The organism is Thiopseudomonas acetoxidans (assembly GCF_030362935.1).
Classification (GTDB): domain Bacteria; phylum Pseudomonadota; class Gammaproteobacteria; order Pseudomonadales; family Pseudomonadaceae; genus Thiopseudomonas; species Thiopseudomonas acetoxidans.
The window spans coordinates 1-16,225 of the sequence record NZ_JAUCDY010000012.1 but is presented as its reverse complement, the minus strand read 5'-3'; the positions used below and the strand labels follow the sequence as shown (position 1 = coordinate 16,225).

The window sequence follows — 16,225 nt, the reverse complement described above, 5'->3', positions numbered from 1 at the left end:
GACAGTCTTGCCCCGCGTCAAGAACTAAGCTACCCGTCTAGGAGCTTAGTTACTCAATAGAATTTAGCGCTTCACTGAATGCTTCAAATTCAGTGGCACTAACATCTTGTTTTGTATCAACATTAGCACGTCTACTCTTACGCTCAGCGTGATAAGTCAAACCTGTTCCTGCTGGAATCAAACGACCAACAACCACGTTTTCTTTCAAGCCACGCAGGAAATCACGCTTACCTGTTACTGCAGCTTCCGTCAGAACACGTGTTGTTTCCTGGAACGAAGCAGCAGAAATGAAAGATTCAGTTGAAAGCGATGCTTTAGTAATACCCAGCAATACACGCTCGTATTTAGCAACGAACCGATCCTTTGCAGCTAATTCTTCGTTTTCCTGCAACACGCTAGTGTACTCAACCTGCTCACCCTTGATGAAGTTAGAGTCACCGGGTTCTAGGATGTCTACTTTACGCAGCATTTGACGCAGAATTGTTTCAATGTGCTTATCGTTAATTTTCACACCCTGCAAACGATAAACTTCTTGAATCTCAGTCACAATGTAACGCGCTAACGCACTGACACCCAGCAAACGCAAGATATCATGCGGGTTGCTTGGACCATCAGAGATTACTTCACCGCGGCTAACTTGCTCACCCTCAAACACGTTTAGGTGACGCCACTTATGAATTAATTCTTCATAAGGTTCGCTACCGTCAGTTGGGGTAATGACTAAGCGACGCTTGCCTTTGGTTTCTTTACCAAAGGAAATAATTCCGCTGATTTCAGCCAGAATAGAGGCTTCTTTTGGACGACGCGCTTCGAATAAGTCAGCAACACGCGGCAAACCACCGGTAATATCACGAGTTTTGGAGGTTTCTTGCGGAATACGCGCAATCACGTCACCAATGCTAATACGATCGCCATCATTCAGACTCACTAGCGCATGCGCTGGTAAGAAGTACTGTGCAATTAAGTCTGTACCTGGAATCAGTAAGTCTTCACCCTTATCGTCAACCAGCTTAATTGCTGGGCGGATATCTTTACCCGCTGCTGGACGCTCCTGTGCATCCATTACTTCGATATTGGTTAAGCCTGTTAGTTCATCGGTTTGGCGTTTGATGGTAATACCACTTTCCATGCCCACGAACTGTACAATGCCCGTTGTCTCACTGATGATTGGGTGGGTGTGCGGATCCCACTTAGCTACGATTGCGCCGGCTTTTACTGTTTCGCCTTCTGCAACTGAAACCACTGCACCGTAGGGCAGCTTATAACGCTCACGCTCACGACCAAACTCATCAGCGATAGCTAACTCACCAGAACGTGACACTGAAACCAGTGATTTATCTTCACGCGTTACATGCTTAAGGTTAATGAGGCGTACTGTACCGCCATTTTTAACCTGTACGCTGTCTGTAGCGGAAGTACGGCTTGCAGCACCACCGATGTGGAACGTACGCATCGTTAACTGTGTACCCGGTTCACCAATGGACTGGGCAGCAATTACGCCCACTGCCTCACCCTGATTCACTAAGTGACCACGCGCAAGGTCGCGACCATAACAGTTAGAGCAAATTCCATGACGTGTTTCACAGGTAAGTGAAGATCGCACCAGTATTTCATCAATACTGTTGTTCTCAATGTAATTAACCCACTTCTCATCAACTAATGTACCAGCAGGAACCAGCACTTCCTTGCTGACAGGGTCAACCACATCGCGCGCCACTACTCGGCCCAATACGCGCTCGCCCAGCGGCTCAACAACATCACCACCTTCAATGTGCGGTGTCATCCACAAACCTTCCTCTGTGCCGCAGTCAAACTCAGTTACGACCAAGTCCTGTGCTACGTCCACGAGGCGACGCGTTAGGTATCCCGAGTTAGCTGTTTTAAGAGCCGTATCCGCAAGACCTTTACGCGCACCGTGGGTAGAAATAAAGTACTGCAGTACGTTTAGGCCTTCACGGAAGTTCGCCGTAATGGGCGTTTCAATAATAGAACCGTCCGGTTTAGCCATCAGCCCACGCATACCGGCTAGCTGACGAATCTGTGCAGCAGAACCTCGAGCACCTGAATCCGCCATCATGTACATGGAGTTAAAGGACTCTTGTGTGGTTTTGTTACCGTCACGATCAATCACTGGTTCACTGGATAGGTTCGCCATCATCGCTTTAGAGATTTCGTCGTTGGCCTTGGACCAAAGGTCAATTACCTTGTTGTACTTCTCACCTTGGGTAACTAGACCGTTGGAGAACTGCTTTTCAATTTCTTTAACTTCGTTAGTAGCGCGATCAATGATTTTGGCTTTTTCTTGCGGAATAACAAAGTCATTCACACCCACAGAGACGCCAGAAATCGTTGAGTAAGCGAAACCTGCGTACATCAGCTGGTCAGCGAAGATAACGGTTTCCTTCAAGCCAACCACGCGGTAGCACTGATTGATCAGGTTAGAAATCGCTTTCTTTTTCATCGGTAGGTTAACCAAATCGTAAGACAAGCCTAGGGGAACAATTTGGAATAACAAGGCGCGACCAACTGTGGTGTCTACAATGCGAGTTTGCTCTATGACACCACCACTGGTATCAATAACTTTTTCAAAAATACGCACTTTAACTTTGGCGTGCAGTGCTGCCTGACCTGAACGGTAGGCACGGTCTACTTCTTGCAAATCTGCAAAAATACGACCTTCACCTTTGACGTTGATCGCCTCACGGGTCATGTAGTAAAGACCCAATACCACGTCCTGCGAAGGAACAATGATCGGCTCGCCATTGGCTGGTGACAAAATATTGTTGGTTGACATCATCAACGCACGCGCTTCTAGCTGAGCCTCAATCGTCAGCGGCACGTGAACGGCCATCTGGTCACCGTCAAAGTCAGCGTTATAAGCTGCACAGACCAGTGGGTGCAGTTGAATGGCTTTACCTTCAATCAGCACCGGCTCAAACGCCTGAATACCCAAACGGTGTAGTGTTGGCGCACGGTTCAGCAGTACTGGATGCTCACGAATCACCTCAGCGAGAACGTCCCAAACCTCGGGCAATTCGCGCTCAACCATTTTCTTGGCAGCTTTAATGGTGGTAGCTAAACCACGCTCTTCAAGCTTACCGAAAATAAAGGGCTTAAATAATTCCAGCGCCATTTTCTTCGGTAGACCACACTGATGTAGACGCAGTGTAGGACCCACTACAATTACGGAACGACCGGAGTAGTCAACACGTTTACCTAGCAAGTTCTGACGGAAACGACCCTGCTTACCCTTAATCATGTCAGCCAAGGATTTCAGAGGACGCTTGTTGCTGCCAGTAATGGCACGCCCGCGACGACCGTTATCTAACAGTGCATCCACGGATTCCTGCAGCATACGCTTTTCGTTACGCACGATAATATCAGGCGCAGACAGCTCTAGCAGACGCTTCAGGCGGTTATTACGGTTAATTACACGGCGGTATAGGTCGTTAAGATCTGAGGTCGCAAAACGGCCACCATCCAAAGGAACCAGTGGACGTAAGTCAGGCGGCAGTACCGGCAACACTGTAAAAATCATCCACTCGGGCTTGTTACCTGAACTGTGGAACGCTTCCATTAGCTTTAAACGCTTGGATAGTTTTTTGATTTTGGTTTCAGAGTTAGTCTGCGGAATCTCTTCACGCAACGCGTTGATCTCATATTCCAAATCAAGGCTGATTAACAGCTCACGAATGGCTTCAGCACCCATGCGCGCATCAAATTCGTCGCCATATTCTTCTAAAGCTTCGTAATATTGCTCGTCATTCAGCAGCTGAAATTTTTCTAGACCCGCTGCCTGACCCGGTTCAACCACCACATAGCTTTCAAAATAAAGCACGCGCTCGATATCGCGCAAGGTCATATCGAGTAGCAAACCGATACGACTTGGCAGTGATTTTAAGAACCAAATATGGGCAACAGGTGAAGCCAGCTCAATGTGCGCCATACGCTCACGACGTACTTTAGACAAAGCCACCTCAACGCCACACTTCTCACAGATTACACCGCGATGTTTTAGACGCTTGTACTTACCACATAAACACTCGTAGTCTTTAACTGGGCCAAAGATTTTGGCACAGAACAGACCATCTCGCTCAGGCTTAAAGGTACGGTAGTTAATGGTTTCTGGCTTTTTAACTTCGCCAAAGGACCAAGAACGAATCAGTTCCGGTGATGCTAAAGAAATCTTAATCGCATCAAACTCTTCCACTTCGTTTTGGTTTTTAATTAAATTCAATAAGTCTTTCAAGGCCTTTCCTCCTGACGGAGCGGGCAGCGCTGCTAGGCAGCACTGCTAATACGCACGCGGGTTATTCGGATTCCAATTCAATATCAATTCCGAGCGAACGGATTTCTTTGATCAATACGTTAAAGGACTCTGGCATGCCAGCTTCCATACGATGATCACCGTCAACGATGTTTTTATACATCTTGGTACGGCCATTCACATCATCCGACTTAACAGTAAGCATTTCTTGCAGGGTGTATGCGGCACCATAGGCTTCCAGCGCCCACACTTCCATCTCACCGAAGCGTTGACCACCAAACTGCGCTTTACCACCAAGCGGCTGCTGAGTAACCAAGCTGTAAGAACCTGTTGAACGCGCATGCATTTTGTCATCAACCAAGTGGTTAAGTTTGAGCATATACATGTAACCAACAGTGACTGGACGGTCAAAAGCATCACCCGTACGGCCATCAAACAGCTTCATTTGCCCGCTTTCTGGCAAATCTGCCAGCTTAAGCATGGCTTTAATTTCTTGCTCAGAAGCACCATCAAACACAGGTGTTGCCATAGGTACGCCGTTACGCAGGTTGTTCGCTAAGTCCATAATTTCTTGGTCGCTGAGCAAATCGAGATCGACTCTGTCTTCGTCAGCACCACCAATTTCGTTATAAATTTTGTTAAGGAACTTACGTAAATCAATGACCTTGCGCTGTTGCTCCAGCATTAGGTTAATTTTTTCGCCTAATCCGTGAGCTGCCAAACCAAGGTGGGTTTCTAAAACCTGACCCACGTTCATTCGCGAAGGTACACCGAGTGGGTTAAGCACGATATCAACAGGCACGCCATTTTCATCGTGCGGCATATCTTCTACCGGCATGATGACAGAAACCACACCCTTGTTACCGTGGCGACCAGCCATCTTGTCACCTGGTTGGATGCGACGCTTAATGGCCAAGTAAACTTTAACAATTTTCAAAACACCAGGTGCTAAATCATCGCTCTGGGTTAGCTTGCGCTTTTTGTCTTCGAACTTCTCATCAATGAGCTTGCGACGATCAGACAGGTAAGCCTGCGATTTCTCCAGCTCGTCATTGAGCTTGTCATCCGCCATGCGCAGCTTGAACCATTGATTCAATTCGATCCCATCAAGAATCTCATTGGTCAGCTCAGTACCCTTCTTAAGACCTGCACCACCATCAACCTTATGACCTACAAGGTGTGAGCGCAAGCGGGAGAAAGTGGCGCCTTCCACAATGCGGAACTCTTCGTTTAAGTCCTTACGAATCTGATCCAGTTGGATCTTCTGAATCGCTAACGCACGACTATCACGCTCAACTCCATCACGGGTAAACACCTGCACATCAATTACAGTACCGGTAGTACCTGTAGGTACACGCAAAGAAGTGTCTTTAACATCAGAGGCTTTTTCACCAAAAATGGCACGCAACAGCTTTTCTTCTGGGGTCAGCTGGGTTTCACCTTTAGGAGTTACCTTACCCACTAGAATATCACCGGCGGTAACTTCAGCACCCACGTAAACAATACCGGCTTCATCCAGCTTGTTCAGTGCCGCTTCACCCACGTTTGGAATATCTGACGTAATCTCTTCCGAACCTAGCTTGGTGTCACGCGAGACACAGGTGAGCTCTTGAATGTGGATAGTAGTAAAGCGATCTTCTTCCACCACACGCTCAGACAGCAAAATGGAGTCTTCAAAGTTGTAACCATTCCACGGCATAAATGCCACGCGCATGTTCTGACCCAAAGCCAGCTCACCCATATCAGTGGATGGGCCGTCAGCCATAATATCGCCGCGCTTTATCAAATCGCCCTGCTTAACAAGTGGACGCTGATTAATACAGGTGTTCTGGTTAGAGCGGGTGTACTTGATGAGGTTGTAGATATCGACGCCCGCCTCACCGGTTTCAACTTCGTCATCGTTTACACGTACAACGATACGGCTGGCATCTACGGACTCAATGACGCCACCACGGCGTGCTACTTCACACACACCAGAGTCGCGCGCTACGTTGCGCTCCATACCTGTACCTACCAACGGCTTATCAGCACGTAAAGTAGGAACAGCTTGACGCTGCATGTTTGAACCCATCAACGCACGGTTAGCATCATCATGCTCTAAGAACGGAATCAACGATGCCGCAACAGACACAACCTGCTTGGGCGATACATCCATCAAAGTCACTTCTGCAGGAACTTTAACGGTAAACTCGTTTTGATGACGTACTGTTACTAACTCTTCAATCAAATCACCCTTGTCATTAACACCGGCCGATGCCTGTGCAATAACGTGTTCTGCTTCTTCAATGGCAGATAGGAAGACGATCTCATCAGTAACGCGACCTTCAGTTACAACGCGATAAGGGGTTTCTAAGAAACCATACTCGTTGGTGCGCGCATAGGTTGATAGTGAGTTAATCAAACCAATGTTTGGACCTTCCGGGGTTTCTACTGGGCATACACGACCGTAGTGAGTCGGGTGTACGTCACGTACTTCAAAACCAGCACGCTCACGTGTTAAACCGCCTGGGCCCAGTGCAGAAACACGACGCTTATGCGTAATTTCAGAAAGTGGGTTGTTTTGGTCCATAAACTGTGACAGCTGGCTAGAACCAAAGAACTCTTTAACAGCTGCAGCTACAGGCTTGGCGTTAATTAAATCTTGCGGCATCAAGCCTTCACTTTCTGCCATCGACAAGCGCTCTTTTACAGCACGCTCAACACGTACCAAACCAATACGGAATTGGTTTTCAGCCATTTCACCCACACAACGCACACGGCGATTACCTAAGTGGTCAATGTCATCAACGATGCCTTTACCGTTGCGGATATCAACCAAGGTTTTAATTACATCAACGATATCTTGGTTGCTCAGGGTGCCTTCGCCAACAATCTCTTCACGACCAATACGACGGTTAAACTTCATTCGCCCTACTGCGGATAGATCGTAGCGCTCTGGGGTAAAAAACAAGTTCTTGAACAGGTTTTCAGCAGCATCCTTGGTCGGTGGCTCGCCAGGGCGCATCATGCGATAAATTTCGACTAAGGCTTCGAGCTGGTTGGTCGAGGCATCAACACGTAACGTGTCGGAGATAAATGGACCGCAGTCAATATCGTTGATATAGAGCGTTTCAATTCTGACGATGTTATTTTTCTGCAATAACTGCAAAATTTCATCGGTAATTTCAACGTTGCAATCAACTAAAATCTCACCGGTTGAAGGGTGAACCACTGGTTTTGCAATGACCGCACCAACCACGTACTCGGCAGGAACAATAAGCTTATTAATGCCCGCTTTTTCCATTTGATTGATGTGACGTGAGGTAATACGGCGACCTTGCTCAACTATGACCTTGCCATCTTTATCTTTAATATCGAAAGTGGCTATCTCACCACGTAGACGCTGAGGCACCAGCTCAAGACTGATTTCCTCATCTGACATGTGGAAAATATTATTCTGATAAAAATCAGACAGAATTTCTTCAGTAGTGAAGCCTAGTGCGCGCAGTAGAACGGTCGCTGGTAATTTACGACGGCGGTCAATACGTACGAACACACAGTCTTTGGCATCGAATTCAAAATCGAGCCATGAACCACGGTATGGAATAACACGCGCAGAAAACAACAGCTTACCCGAGCTGTGCGTTTTGCCGCGGTCATGATCAAAGAACACACCTGGGGAACGGTGTAACTGCGAAACAATTACACGCTCAGTACCGTTAATGACGAACGTACCGTTATCTGTCATTAATGGAATTTCACCCATGTAAACTTCTTGCTCTTTAATATCCTTGATCGTTTTGTTAGAGGCTTCGCGATCAAAAATAATCAAGCGCACTTTTACACGCAAAGGAGCAGCGTAGGTAACGCCGCGCATGGTGCACTCTTTAACATCAAAAGGAGCTTCACCTAAGCGATATCCAACATACTCAAGCGCCGCACTACCTGAATAACTAATAATCGGAAATACAGACTTAAATGCTGCATGTAAACCTATATCGCGAAACTGGTCTTTGCTTACCCCAGTCTGCAGAAATTCACGGTAAGAATCGAGTTGGATTGCCAGCAAGTAAGGCACATCCATTACATCCTGCAGTTTGCTAAAGTCCTTGCGGATACGTTTTTTCTCAGTATATGAGTAAGCCATTCGCGTTCCCCAGCTTGTGTACAGCTTGCGTTGAAAAGAATTAAACGAGCAAGCTAAGTTAGTGTTTCTCGTAGTAGATAACATTAGAAGGACCTGCTTGTAACATTAAGCAACCACTTCTAAATGCTATCTATTAACGACAAAAGGCCGGTGACATTAGCCACCAGCCATCAGCCAATTTTATAAACTAGGCTGTTGTACATTGTCGAAATTTACTTAAGCTCGACCTTCGCACCTGCTTCTTCCAAGGTTTTCTTGGCAGCTTCAGCTTCGTCTTTAGACATATCTTCTTTAATAACAGAAGGTGCACCATCAACAAGAGCTTTGGCTTCTTTCAGACCTAGGCCGGTAATTTCACGTACAGCTTTAATAGCGTTAACTTTCTTTTCACCAGCTTCTAACAGGTGAACAGTGAACTCAGTCTGCTCTTCAGCAGCTTCGCCTGCGCCTGCAGGACCTGCAGCTACAGTTGCAGCAGCAGCGGTAACGCCAAACTTTTCTTCCATCGCTGAAATCAGTTCAACAATTTGCATTACAGACATTTCTGAGATTGCACTTAAGATATCTTCGTTAGTAAGAGCCATGACTCTGGTTTCCTATCATTGTGGATAGCCTGCTGGCTACCTGAAAATTTGATTGCGTGTTTGAAAAAGCGATTAAGCTGCTTCTGCTTCTTTTTGATCGCGAACTGCAGCCAAAGTACGAGCCAGCTTGCTGGTTGCACCTTGAATAACGCTCATCAACTGAGAAACTGCCTCGTCGAAGGTTGGCAGGGTTGCCAAAACATCGATTTGATTGGCTGCAATGAAGTTGCCTTCAAATGCGGCGCCTTTGATTTCGAACTCTTTCTGACCTTTGGCAAACTCTTTGAAAATCCGCGCAGCTGCGCCAGGATGTTCATTTGAGAATGCAATCAAGGTAGGGCCAGTGAAGGTCTCTGCCAAGGTCTCAAATTGAGTACCCTCAACAGCACGACGCAATAGGGTGTTACGTACAACACGTACATAAACACCTGCTTCACGAGCTTCTTTACGGAGTCCAGTCATAGCGCTTACAGTCACACCACGAGCATCAACTACTACGGCAGACTGTGCAGCTTGGGCAGCCTCGTTGACTTCAGCGACTATTGCTTTTTTGTCTTCGAGTCTAATTGCCACGGGATTTTCTCCTGCTTATTTAATGATCCAGTTTCCTGGAGTTTTTGGTGTCTGATTCGAATGAATCGGGAGCACCATCTACGTAGGCTAGATAACTACTTAAGGCAAGCCACCTACGGTCTTGGACGGCCCCCGCTAAGCAGGGACCCCAAATTTTTATTACTTCTCTGAAAACGAGCTAATATCAACGTGCAAACCTGGGCCCATAGTGCTGCTCAGGCTGATGCGCTTGATATATACACCTTTGGAGGTGGAAGGCTTCAAACGACGCAACTCACCCAGAAGTGCTTCAGCGTTCTGCTTTAGCTTCTCAGGTGCAAAATCGATCTGACCGATAGACGCGTGAATAATACCGTTCTTATCAGTACGGAAACGTGCTTGGCCGGACTTAGCATTTTTTACTGCTGTTGCTACGTCTGCAGTTACTGTGCCCACTTTCGGGTTTGGCATTAAGCCACGTGGACCAAGCAATTGACCTAGCTGACCCACAACGCGCATTGCATCAGGTGAGGCAATTACTACGTCATAGTTCAGATCGCCGCCTTTCATGGCCTCTGCTAACTCATCCATACCTACAATGTCAGCACCCGCTTCGGTAGCAGCTTCAGCAGCAGCGCCCTGTGTAAACACGGCAACGCGAACTGTCTTGCCTGTACCGTTTGGCAGTACAACTGCACCACGAACCACTTGGTCAGATTTACGCGGATCAACACCAAGGTTAATCGCTAAATCGACAGACTCTTTAAATTTTGCCTGAGGCAGCGATGCTAAAAGCTGTGCAGCATCCTCAAAAGAATATACTTTGCCGTGCTCAACTTTCTCAGCAATAGCTTGCTGACGCTTGGTTAACTTAGCCATTACAGACCCTCCACGGTGATGCCCATGCTACGCGCGGAGCCAGCAATGGTACGAACAGCAGCTTCTAGTTCAGCAGCAGTTAAGTCAGCCTCTTTAGTCTTGGCAATTTCTTCAATTTGTGCGCGCGTAACAGTACCAACTTTCTGACTGTTAGGACGTGCTGAGCCTGCTGTGATACCAGCAGCTTTTTTCAGCAACACTGCAGCAGGCGTACTTTTGGTTTCAAAAGTAAAGCTACGGTCACTATAAACTGTAATAATTACAGGAGTCGGCAAACCCGGCTCTATGCCCTGGGTTTTCGCATTAAATGCTTTACAGAACTCCATGATATTCACACCGTGCTGACCTAAAGCAGGACCAACTGGTGGTGAAGGGTTGGCTTGACCAGCCTTAACCTGTAGCTTGATGTAAGCTTGTATTTTCTTAGCCATTTTGACTCCGTTGGGTAATCGCCTTTCAGCTCCCCGTTATTAACCGATTCCTTTCGACGAAAAAGCCCTGCAGTCATCCATAGAGTGCAGGGCAACAATAAAACAGTATCAGACCTTTTCGACCTGACTGAACTCAAGCTCTACAGGAGTTGAACGACCGAAAATAGTCACCGCAACATGAATACGGCTTTTCTCGTAGTTAACTTCTTCAACGACACCATTAAAATCTGCAAATGGCCCGTCAACCACGCGAACAGTTTCGCCCGGTTCAAACAGGGTACGCGGTCTTGGCTTCTCATCGCTATCCGCTACTCTGCGTAGCATAGCCTCTGCTTCACGCTCACTGATTGGAGCAGGTTTAGCGGCGGTACCGCCAATGAAACCCAGTACGCGGGGCGTGCCTTTAATCAAGTGCCAAGCGGCTTCAGACATCTCAACCTGAATAAAAACATAACCTGGGAAGAACTTGCGCTCACTCTTACGTTTCTGACCAGCTCTCATTTCAACGACTTCTTCAGTCGGAACTATAATTTCGCCAAATTGGTCTTCCATACCCTCAAGCTTAATGCGCTCTTGCAACGAGCGCATAACCTGCTTTTCATAGCCGGAATATGCATGTACTACGTACCAGCGCTTTGTCATGGAGAACCCTTATCCTACAATTAGTGAAACAATCCAACCTAAAAACGTGTCGAGTCCCCACAGCAACAGCCCCATTATCAGCACGACAACAACAACAATGAGGGTGGTTTGTACAGTTTCTGGTCTAGACGGCCAAACTACTTTTCTTATTTCTGCGCGCGACTCTTTAGCCAGCACCAGTAGTGAACGACCTTTAGCCGTTTGCGCTGCAATGAATAATGCCACTGCACCTAGGACAAGCAGGCCAATTGCTCTATACAGGATAGACTCTGACGCGTAATACTGATTAGCAACGACACCGATAACAATCAGCGCAACTACGATAATCCATTTCAGCGAGTCTAACGGACTTGCATTTGAATCTGCTTTTGCGTTCATTTATTTCAGAATCTCAGAATTAATGCCAACCGGGAAGGTGGCAGGCCAGGAGGGAATCGAACCCCCAACCTACGGTTTTGGAGACCGTCGCTCTGCCAATTGAGCTACTGGCCTAGATATTTTCTAGGTCGGCTATTATGCCGACCTAGATCTAGTTGTCAAGCTTTAAGCAATAATTTTTGCTACAACACCAGCACCAACGGTACGGCCACCTTCGCGAATTGCGAAGCGTAGGCCTTCTTCCATGGCGATTGGGTTGATCAGGGTAACGTCAAGTTTAACGTTATCACCTGGCATTACCATCTCAACGCCTTCTGGCAACTCACAGCTACCAGTAACGTCTGTAGTACGGAAGTAAAACTGTGGACGGTAGCCTTTAAAGAAAGGCGTGTGACGACCACCCTCTTCTTTGGACAGTACGTACACTTCCGCTTCGAACTGAGTGTGCGGCTTGATAGTGCCCGGCTTGGCCAATACTTGACCACGCTCAACATCTTCACGCTTAACACCACGCAACAGAACACCAACGTTCTCACCTGCGCGACCTTCGTCAAGCAGCTTACGGAACATCTCAACACCGGTACAGGTAGTTTTGGTGGTTTCTTTAACACCAACAATTTCAACTTCCTCACCCACCTTAACGATACCGCGCTCGATACGACCAGTTACCACAGTACCACGACCAGCGATGGAGAATACGTCTTCAATCGGCATCAAGAACGCCTGATCAATGGCACGCTCCGGCTCTGGAATGTAAGAGTCAAGCGTTTCTACCAGCGTTTTAACCGCAGTAGTACCCATGCCGTTTTCATCTTCGCCGTTAAGCGCCATTAGCGCAGAACCAGTGATGATTGGTGTGTCGTCGCCTGGGAAATCGTAAGTGCTGAGCAAATCACGCACTTCCATTTCTACCAGCTCAAGCAACTCTTCATCGTCAACCATGTCAGCTTTGTTCAGGAATACAACGATGTACGGAACACCCACCTGACGGGACAGTAGGATGTGCTCACGCGTCTGAGGCATAGGGCCATCAGCTGCTGAACAAACCAGAATCGCACCATCCATCTGCGCAGCACCAGTGATCATGTTTTTAACATAGTCAGCGTGACCTGGGCAGTCTACGTGTGCGTAGTGACGAGTCGGTGAATCGTATTCTACGTGTGACGCACTGATGGTGATTCCACGCGCTTTTTCTTCTGGCGCGTTATCGATTTGGTCATAACCTTTTGATGCACCTGCACCGCCCCATACTTCAGCACAAACGCGCGTCAGAGCAGCAGTCAGAGTAGTTTTACCATGGTCAACGTGACCAATGGTGCCTACGTTCAAGTGCGGTTTACTACGTTCGAATTTTTCCTTAGCCATCAGTATCGCCCTCTTGGTTTGAGCCTAAATTTATTGCAAGCGCATATAGCACAAAGGCAGATATATCATATCTGCCTTTGTCGTTCTGGAGCTCATGAGCGGAGTTGAACCGCTGACCTCACCCTTACCAAGGGTGTGCTCTACCAACTGAGCTACATGAGCGAATCATTAAGCGATACTGGAGCGGGCAGCGGGAATCGAACCCGCATCATCAGCTTGGAAGGCTGAGGTTCTACCACTAAACTATGCCCGCAAATATCGCCTATAAAATATGGTGGAGGGAGAAGGATTCGAACCTTCGAAGCTCACGCGTCAGATTTACAGTCTGATCCCTTTGGCCACTCGGGAACCCCTCCGTTTGCGAGGCGGCATAATCCGCCAATTCAGAGCTTATGTCAAGCCTTTTTCACAAATTAAGCATTATAAAAGCGTAATACTGGTATTTCTACTCCTGCACATGTTCAAGTTCAGCAAAATCATCCTTTAAAGTACGAATGACCTGCGCATCCAATAATCGCTGACCTTCAGCGTTTATGCTCACCCAAAATCTATGTCTTTTTTTAATAATTCTTTTGACTTCTGCTTGGTAACCCAGCGCTTGTGCGTACTCAACTTGCCTACTGGCAGCAGACTCTTGCGAAAAACTGCCCAGGATAATTACATTATCTAGCACGCCGTTCTCAACGAGAGCTGCATCAATTTTGTTAGCCAACAACTCATCTATCATTCTTAATGCAAGCCGCTTGGATTCGCCTGCCGGTATATAAACCATATATTCAGTATTGATCACTGATATTCGCTCTACAATTGCACCACCTATATTTAGGCTCATCAACCGTTGCAGTAATACTTTAGCGTGCTCCTCATCGTCAAAACCACCCAGTAAACTGCGACCCCTCTCATCAACATCACTACTCTGTATCACACTTGTTTTGGGCTCATGCACTTCTTTTAACAGCACAATCGATAAGGTATTTTCGTCCCGAACAGGCTTGAAATTACTTGCAGTCAACTCGCCAGTTTCCTGCTTGGTCGCCATCATCCAGATAAAAAACAATATATTTGCCACTACAACGAGTATAAATATTTTACGCATCACTGCCATGCTCCGAATATGGGCAGGCAAGCGCAAGACCGTTAAACACTAGGTCCTTGTGTAGGACGGCTGGATGCCACTCCTGCTGTACAAGATGCGCATCTCCGCCTGTGAGCACCAGAGTATACCCGTCACTGAATTTTTGTTCGGCGCAACCTAGCTGTTGTTGGATAAACCCGCCAAACATCGAGCTAATACCTGCACTTATGGCGCATTCGGTATTATTCGCTATTTCTGGCACAGCTATTGTAGACACCTGAGGTAGAGTAGTCCTATGGTGCAAAACGTCTTGAAGCAGCTTAATCCCTGGCGCAATAACGCCACCAAGATGCATACCTTCTCGCGAGACATAGTCAGCCGTTACTGCTGTGCCGCAATCTATTACCAAGCAATTGTCTTTGTAAAGGCGATGAGCGGCAACCAACGCCAGCCAACGGTCAACACCTAGCTGTTGCGCAGTTTTATAGCCATTTACCACACCTGCAAGCGTTTGAGATGATTTGGCAAATACCGCGCGCACCTCCAATGTTTGCAGCAACATCTGCGCCAACCGCTGATCAGACTCATCTCCACGCACAGAGCAAATACGACAAAACAAGCACTGCCCCTTATATTGGATTAGCACTGATTGCAAGTCGTTAAGCCCAGCAACCGCACCCGAAGCAGTTACTAATGCGCTATCGGCAGCTACTACGCGCCATTTAATACTGGTATTACCGCAATCGATCTCAACTATCATCCTGCAACCTTAGCGTTAGCTCACCACCAGCAAAGTTTTTTTGCTCATCGCCCACCAGCAGCTCTAATTCACCCTTAGGGCTTACTCCAAGCACTTTGCCAACAATCTCATGCTCAGTAAAAGACAGACTGACCATTTTATTTTGCCACAAGTGCACCTGCTCCCATTCCTTTCGCATCGATGCAAAGCCCTCCGCAGACTGCTGTTTTAATATTTCTTGCAAGTGCCTCACAAGAGATACGATCAGCTCGTTGCGGTCTGTACACTTGCCTGTTTCTAGCGCCAATGAAGTCCAGGGACTATCAACTTTGAGTTGATTGGCTTTTAGATTAATGTTTATTCCAATACCAATTACAGCATAAAAGCTGTCTGCAGGGTCACCCAGCAACTCTATTAAGATTCCTGCAACCTTCTTATGCCCAATCAATACATCATTTGGCCACTTCAAGCCTAAATTAGTTTGTAGATAGGGTTGTAAAGTTCGGTACACTGCAAGCCCGACAGACAGGCTTAACCCCTCCAGTTGCGCCATGCCCTGGGTAACAGGCCACGACACACTCAAATAGATATTTGTCGCATAAGGACTTTCCCACTGCCTACCGCGACGACCACGACCTTCTGTTTGCTCTTCAGCAATGACAAGTACGTCATTTATACCTGTTTTTAACTGTCTTCTAACCTCTAAATTTGTCGAGTCCAGCTGGTCGAAGACAAAGATATTCCTGTAAGCCGGCAGCTCCAGCTTAATTCGTTGCTCATCAATAAAAGTGACTGGTTCACTCAGCTGATAACCTTTACCTGTCACGCTTTGAATCGCGACACCCTGCTCTTGTAGTTTTTTTATTTTTTTCCAAATAGCGGCCCTAGAAACACCTAAGGTTTGACCCAACTCAGAGCCAGAATGAAAGTGCCCATCAGCTAATAAACGGTATAACTCACGCATAGGTAAATTCCTGCCTAACAAGACAGTGATTATTGCACATTAGCCGATACATATTCTAAGCAGTGCCACATAAAACCGCCCTGCACCGTTTCATTGCAGGGGCTTTTTATTAGGCGCGTGGTTGATAGCTGCCTGTGTTAACGCAAATCACTTTAGCAGGTTAGCGCGCCGGATCAGCTTCTGTGGGAGCGCAACTTTTGCGCGATTAAGCCTAGGCCAGCAT

12 protein-coding genes and 4 tRNA genes are annotated in these 16,225 nt (G+C 47.1%); all 16 read right to left on the bottom strand.

Annotation, left to right across the window (positions count from 1 at the left end; genetic code table 11):
• Positions 1 to 49 precede the first annotated feature (49 nt).
• The 16 genes from rpoC to birA all read right to left on the bottom strand — a co-directional run bounded on the left by rpoC (position 50) and on the right by birA (position 16,002).
• Complete coding sequence (gene rpoC / locus QEZ41_RS09540) at positions 50 to 4,249, bottom strand: DNA-directed RNA polymerase subunit beta' (protein WP_289411239.1); 4,200 nt, start codon at positions 4,247 to 4,249, stop codon at positions 50 to 52.
• 61 nt (positions 4,250 to 4,310) lie between these two features.
• Positions 4,311 to 8,393, bottom strand: coding sequence for a DNA-directed RNA polymerase subunit beta (gene rpoB / locus QEZ41_RS09535; RefSeq protein ID WP_289411237.1), 4,083 nt, complete (start codon positions 8,391 to 8,393; stop codon positions 4,311 to 4,313).
• Between the two features lie 212 nt (positions 8,394 to 8,605).
• Positions 8,606 to 8,977 (bottom strand): 50S ribosomal protein L7/L12, encoded by a 372-nt coding sequence (gene rplL / locus QEZ41_RS09530; RefSeq protein ID WP_289411236.1) that lies wholly within the window; start codon positions 8,975 to 8,977, stop codon positions 8,606 to 8,608.
• Between the two features lie 72 nt (positions 8,978 to 9,049).
• Positions 9,050 to 9,550, bottom strand: coding sequence for a 50S ribosomal protein L10 (gene rplJ, locus QEZ41_RS09525; RefSeq protein ID WP_289411235.1), 501 nt, complete (start codon positions 9,548 to 9,550; stop codon positions 9,050 to 9,052).
• Positions 9,551 to 9,709: 159 nt separating this feature from the next.
• The gene (gene rplA, locus QEZ41_RS09520) at positions 9,710 to 10,408 is read right to left on the bottom strand and encodes a 50S ribosomal protein L1 (protein WP_289411234.1); all 699 of its coding nucleotides are present in this window, start codon (positions 10,406 to 10,408) and stop codon (positions 9,710 to 9,712) included.
• On the bottom strand, positions 10,408 to 10,839 hold the full coding sequence (gene rplK, locus QEZ41_RS09515; protein WP_289411233.1) for a 50S ribosomal protein L11: 432 nt from the start codon (positions 10,837 to 10,839) through the stop codon (positions 10,408 to 10,410). Before rplK ends, rplA begins: the two co-directional genes overlap by 1 nt.
• A gap of 108 nt (positions 10,840 to 10,947) precedes the next feature.
• A complete protein-coding gene (gene nusG / locus QEZ41_RS09510) occupies positions 10,948 to 11,481 on the bottom strand; it encodes a transcription termination/antitermination protein NusG (protein ID WP_289411232.1) in 534 nt (177 codons plus the stop codon).
• A gap of 9 nt (positions 11,482 to 11,490) precedes the next feature.
• The gene (secE, locus tag QEZ41_RS09505; protein ID WP_289411231.1) at positions 11,491 to 11,859 is read right to left on the bottom strand and encodes a preprotein translocase subunit SecE; all 369 of its coding nucleotides are present in this window, start codon (positions 11,857 to 11,859) and stop codon (positions 11,491 to 11,493) included.
• Positions 11,860 to 11,897: 38 nt separating this feature from the next.
• Positions 11,898 to 11,973, bottom strand: a tRNA-Trp gene (locus tag QEZ41_RS09500).
• 51 nt (positions 11,974 to 12,024) lie between these two features.
• Positions 12,025 to 13,224: an elongation factor Tu gene (tuf, locus tag QEZ41_RS09495; RefSeq protein ID WP_289411229.1), complete on the bottom strand. Its 1,200-nt coding sequence runs from the start codon at positions 13,222 to 13,224 to the stop codon at positions 12,025 to 12,027.
• Positions 13,225 to 13,310: 86 nt separating this feature from the next.
• Positions 13,311 to 13,386 (bottom strand) — tRNA-Thr (locus QEZ41_RS09490).
• A gap of 17 nt (positions 13,387 to 13,403) precedes the next feature.
• Positions 13,404 to 13,477: transfer RNA gene (locus tag QEZ41_RS09485), tRNA-Gly, on the bottom strand.
• 19 nt (positions 13,478 to 13,496) lie between these two features.
• Positions 13,497 to 13,580: transfer RNA gene (locus QEZ41_RS09480), tRNA-Tyr, on the bottom strand.
• A gap of 89 nt (positions 13,581 to 13,669) precedes the next feature.
• Complete coding sequence (locus tag QEZ41_RS09475) at positions 13,670 to 14,323, bottom strand: hypothetical protein (RefSeq protein ID WP_289411227.1); 654 nt, start codon at positions 14,321 to 14,323, stop codon at positions 13,670 to 13,672.
• The gene (locus QEZ41_RS09470; RefSeq protein ID WP_289411226.1) at positions 14,313 to 15,059 is read right to left on the bottom strand and encodes a type III pantothenate kinase; all 747 of its coding nucleotides are present in this window, start codon (positions 15,057 to 15,059) and stop codon (positions 14,313 to 14,315) included. The genes QEZ41_RS09475 and QEZ41_RS09470 overlap by 11 nt, the downstream gene beginning before the upstream one ends.
• Positions 15,049 to 16,002 (bottom strand): bifunctional biotin--[acetyl-CoA-carboxylase] ligase/biotin operon repressor BirA, encoded by a 954-nt coding sequence (gene birA, locus QEZ41_RS09465; RefSeq protein ID WP_289411224.1) that lies wholly within the window; start codon positions 16,000 to 16,002, stop codon positions 15,049 to 15,051. The genes QEZ41_RS09470 and birA overlap by 11 nt, the downstream gene beginning before the upstream one ends.
• Positions 16,003 to 16,225: the final 223 nt, after the last annotated feature.

What these genes read in the sequence shown, in the direction of transcription:
- rpoB (WP_289411237.1), bottom strand. Translation starts at nt 8,393, where the DNA reads ATGGCTTACTCATATACTGAGAAAAAACGTATCCGCAAGGACTTTAGC.
- rplL (WP_289411236.1), bottom strand. Translation starts at nt 8,977, where the DNA reads ATGGCTCTTACTAACGAAGATATCTTAAGTGCAATCTCAGAAATGTCT.
- rplA (WP_289411234.1), bottom strand. Translation starts at nt 10,408, where the DNA reads ATGGCTAAGTTAACCAAGCGTCAGCAAGCTATTGCTGAGAAAGTTGAG.
- rplK (WP_289411233.1), bottom strand. Translation starts at nt 10,839, where the DNA reads ATGGCTAAGAAAATACAAGCTTACATCAAGCTACAGGTTAAGGCTGGT.
- nusG (WP_289411232.1), bottom strand. Translation starts at nt 11,481, where the DNA reads ATGACAAAGCGCTGGTACGTAGTACATGCATATTCCGGCTATGAAAAG.
- secE (WP_289411231.1), bottom strand. Translation starts at nt 11,859, where the DNA reads ATGAACGCAAAAGCAGATTCAAATGCAAGTCCGTTAGACTCGCTGAAA.
- tuf (WP_289411229.1), bottom strand. Translation starts at nt 13,224, where the DNA reads ATGGCTAAGGAAAAATTCGAACGTAGTAAACCGCACTTGAACGTAGGC.
- QEZ41_RS09470 (WP_289411226.1), bottom strand. Translation starts at nt 15,059, where the DNA reads ATGATAGTTGAGATCGATTGCGGTAATACCAGTATTAAATGGCGCGTA.
- birA (WP_289411224.1), bottom strand. Translation starts at nt 16,002, where the DNA reads ATGCGTGAGTTATACCGTTTATTAGCTGATGGGCACTTTCATTCTGGC.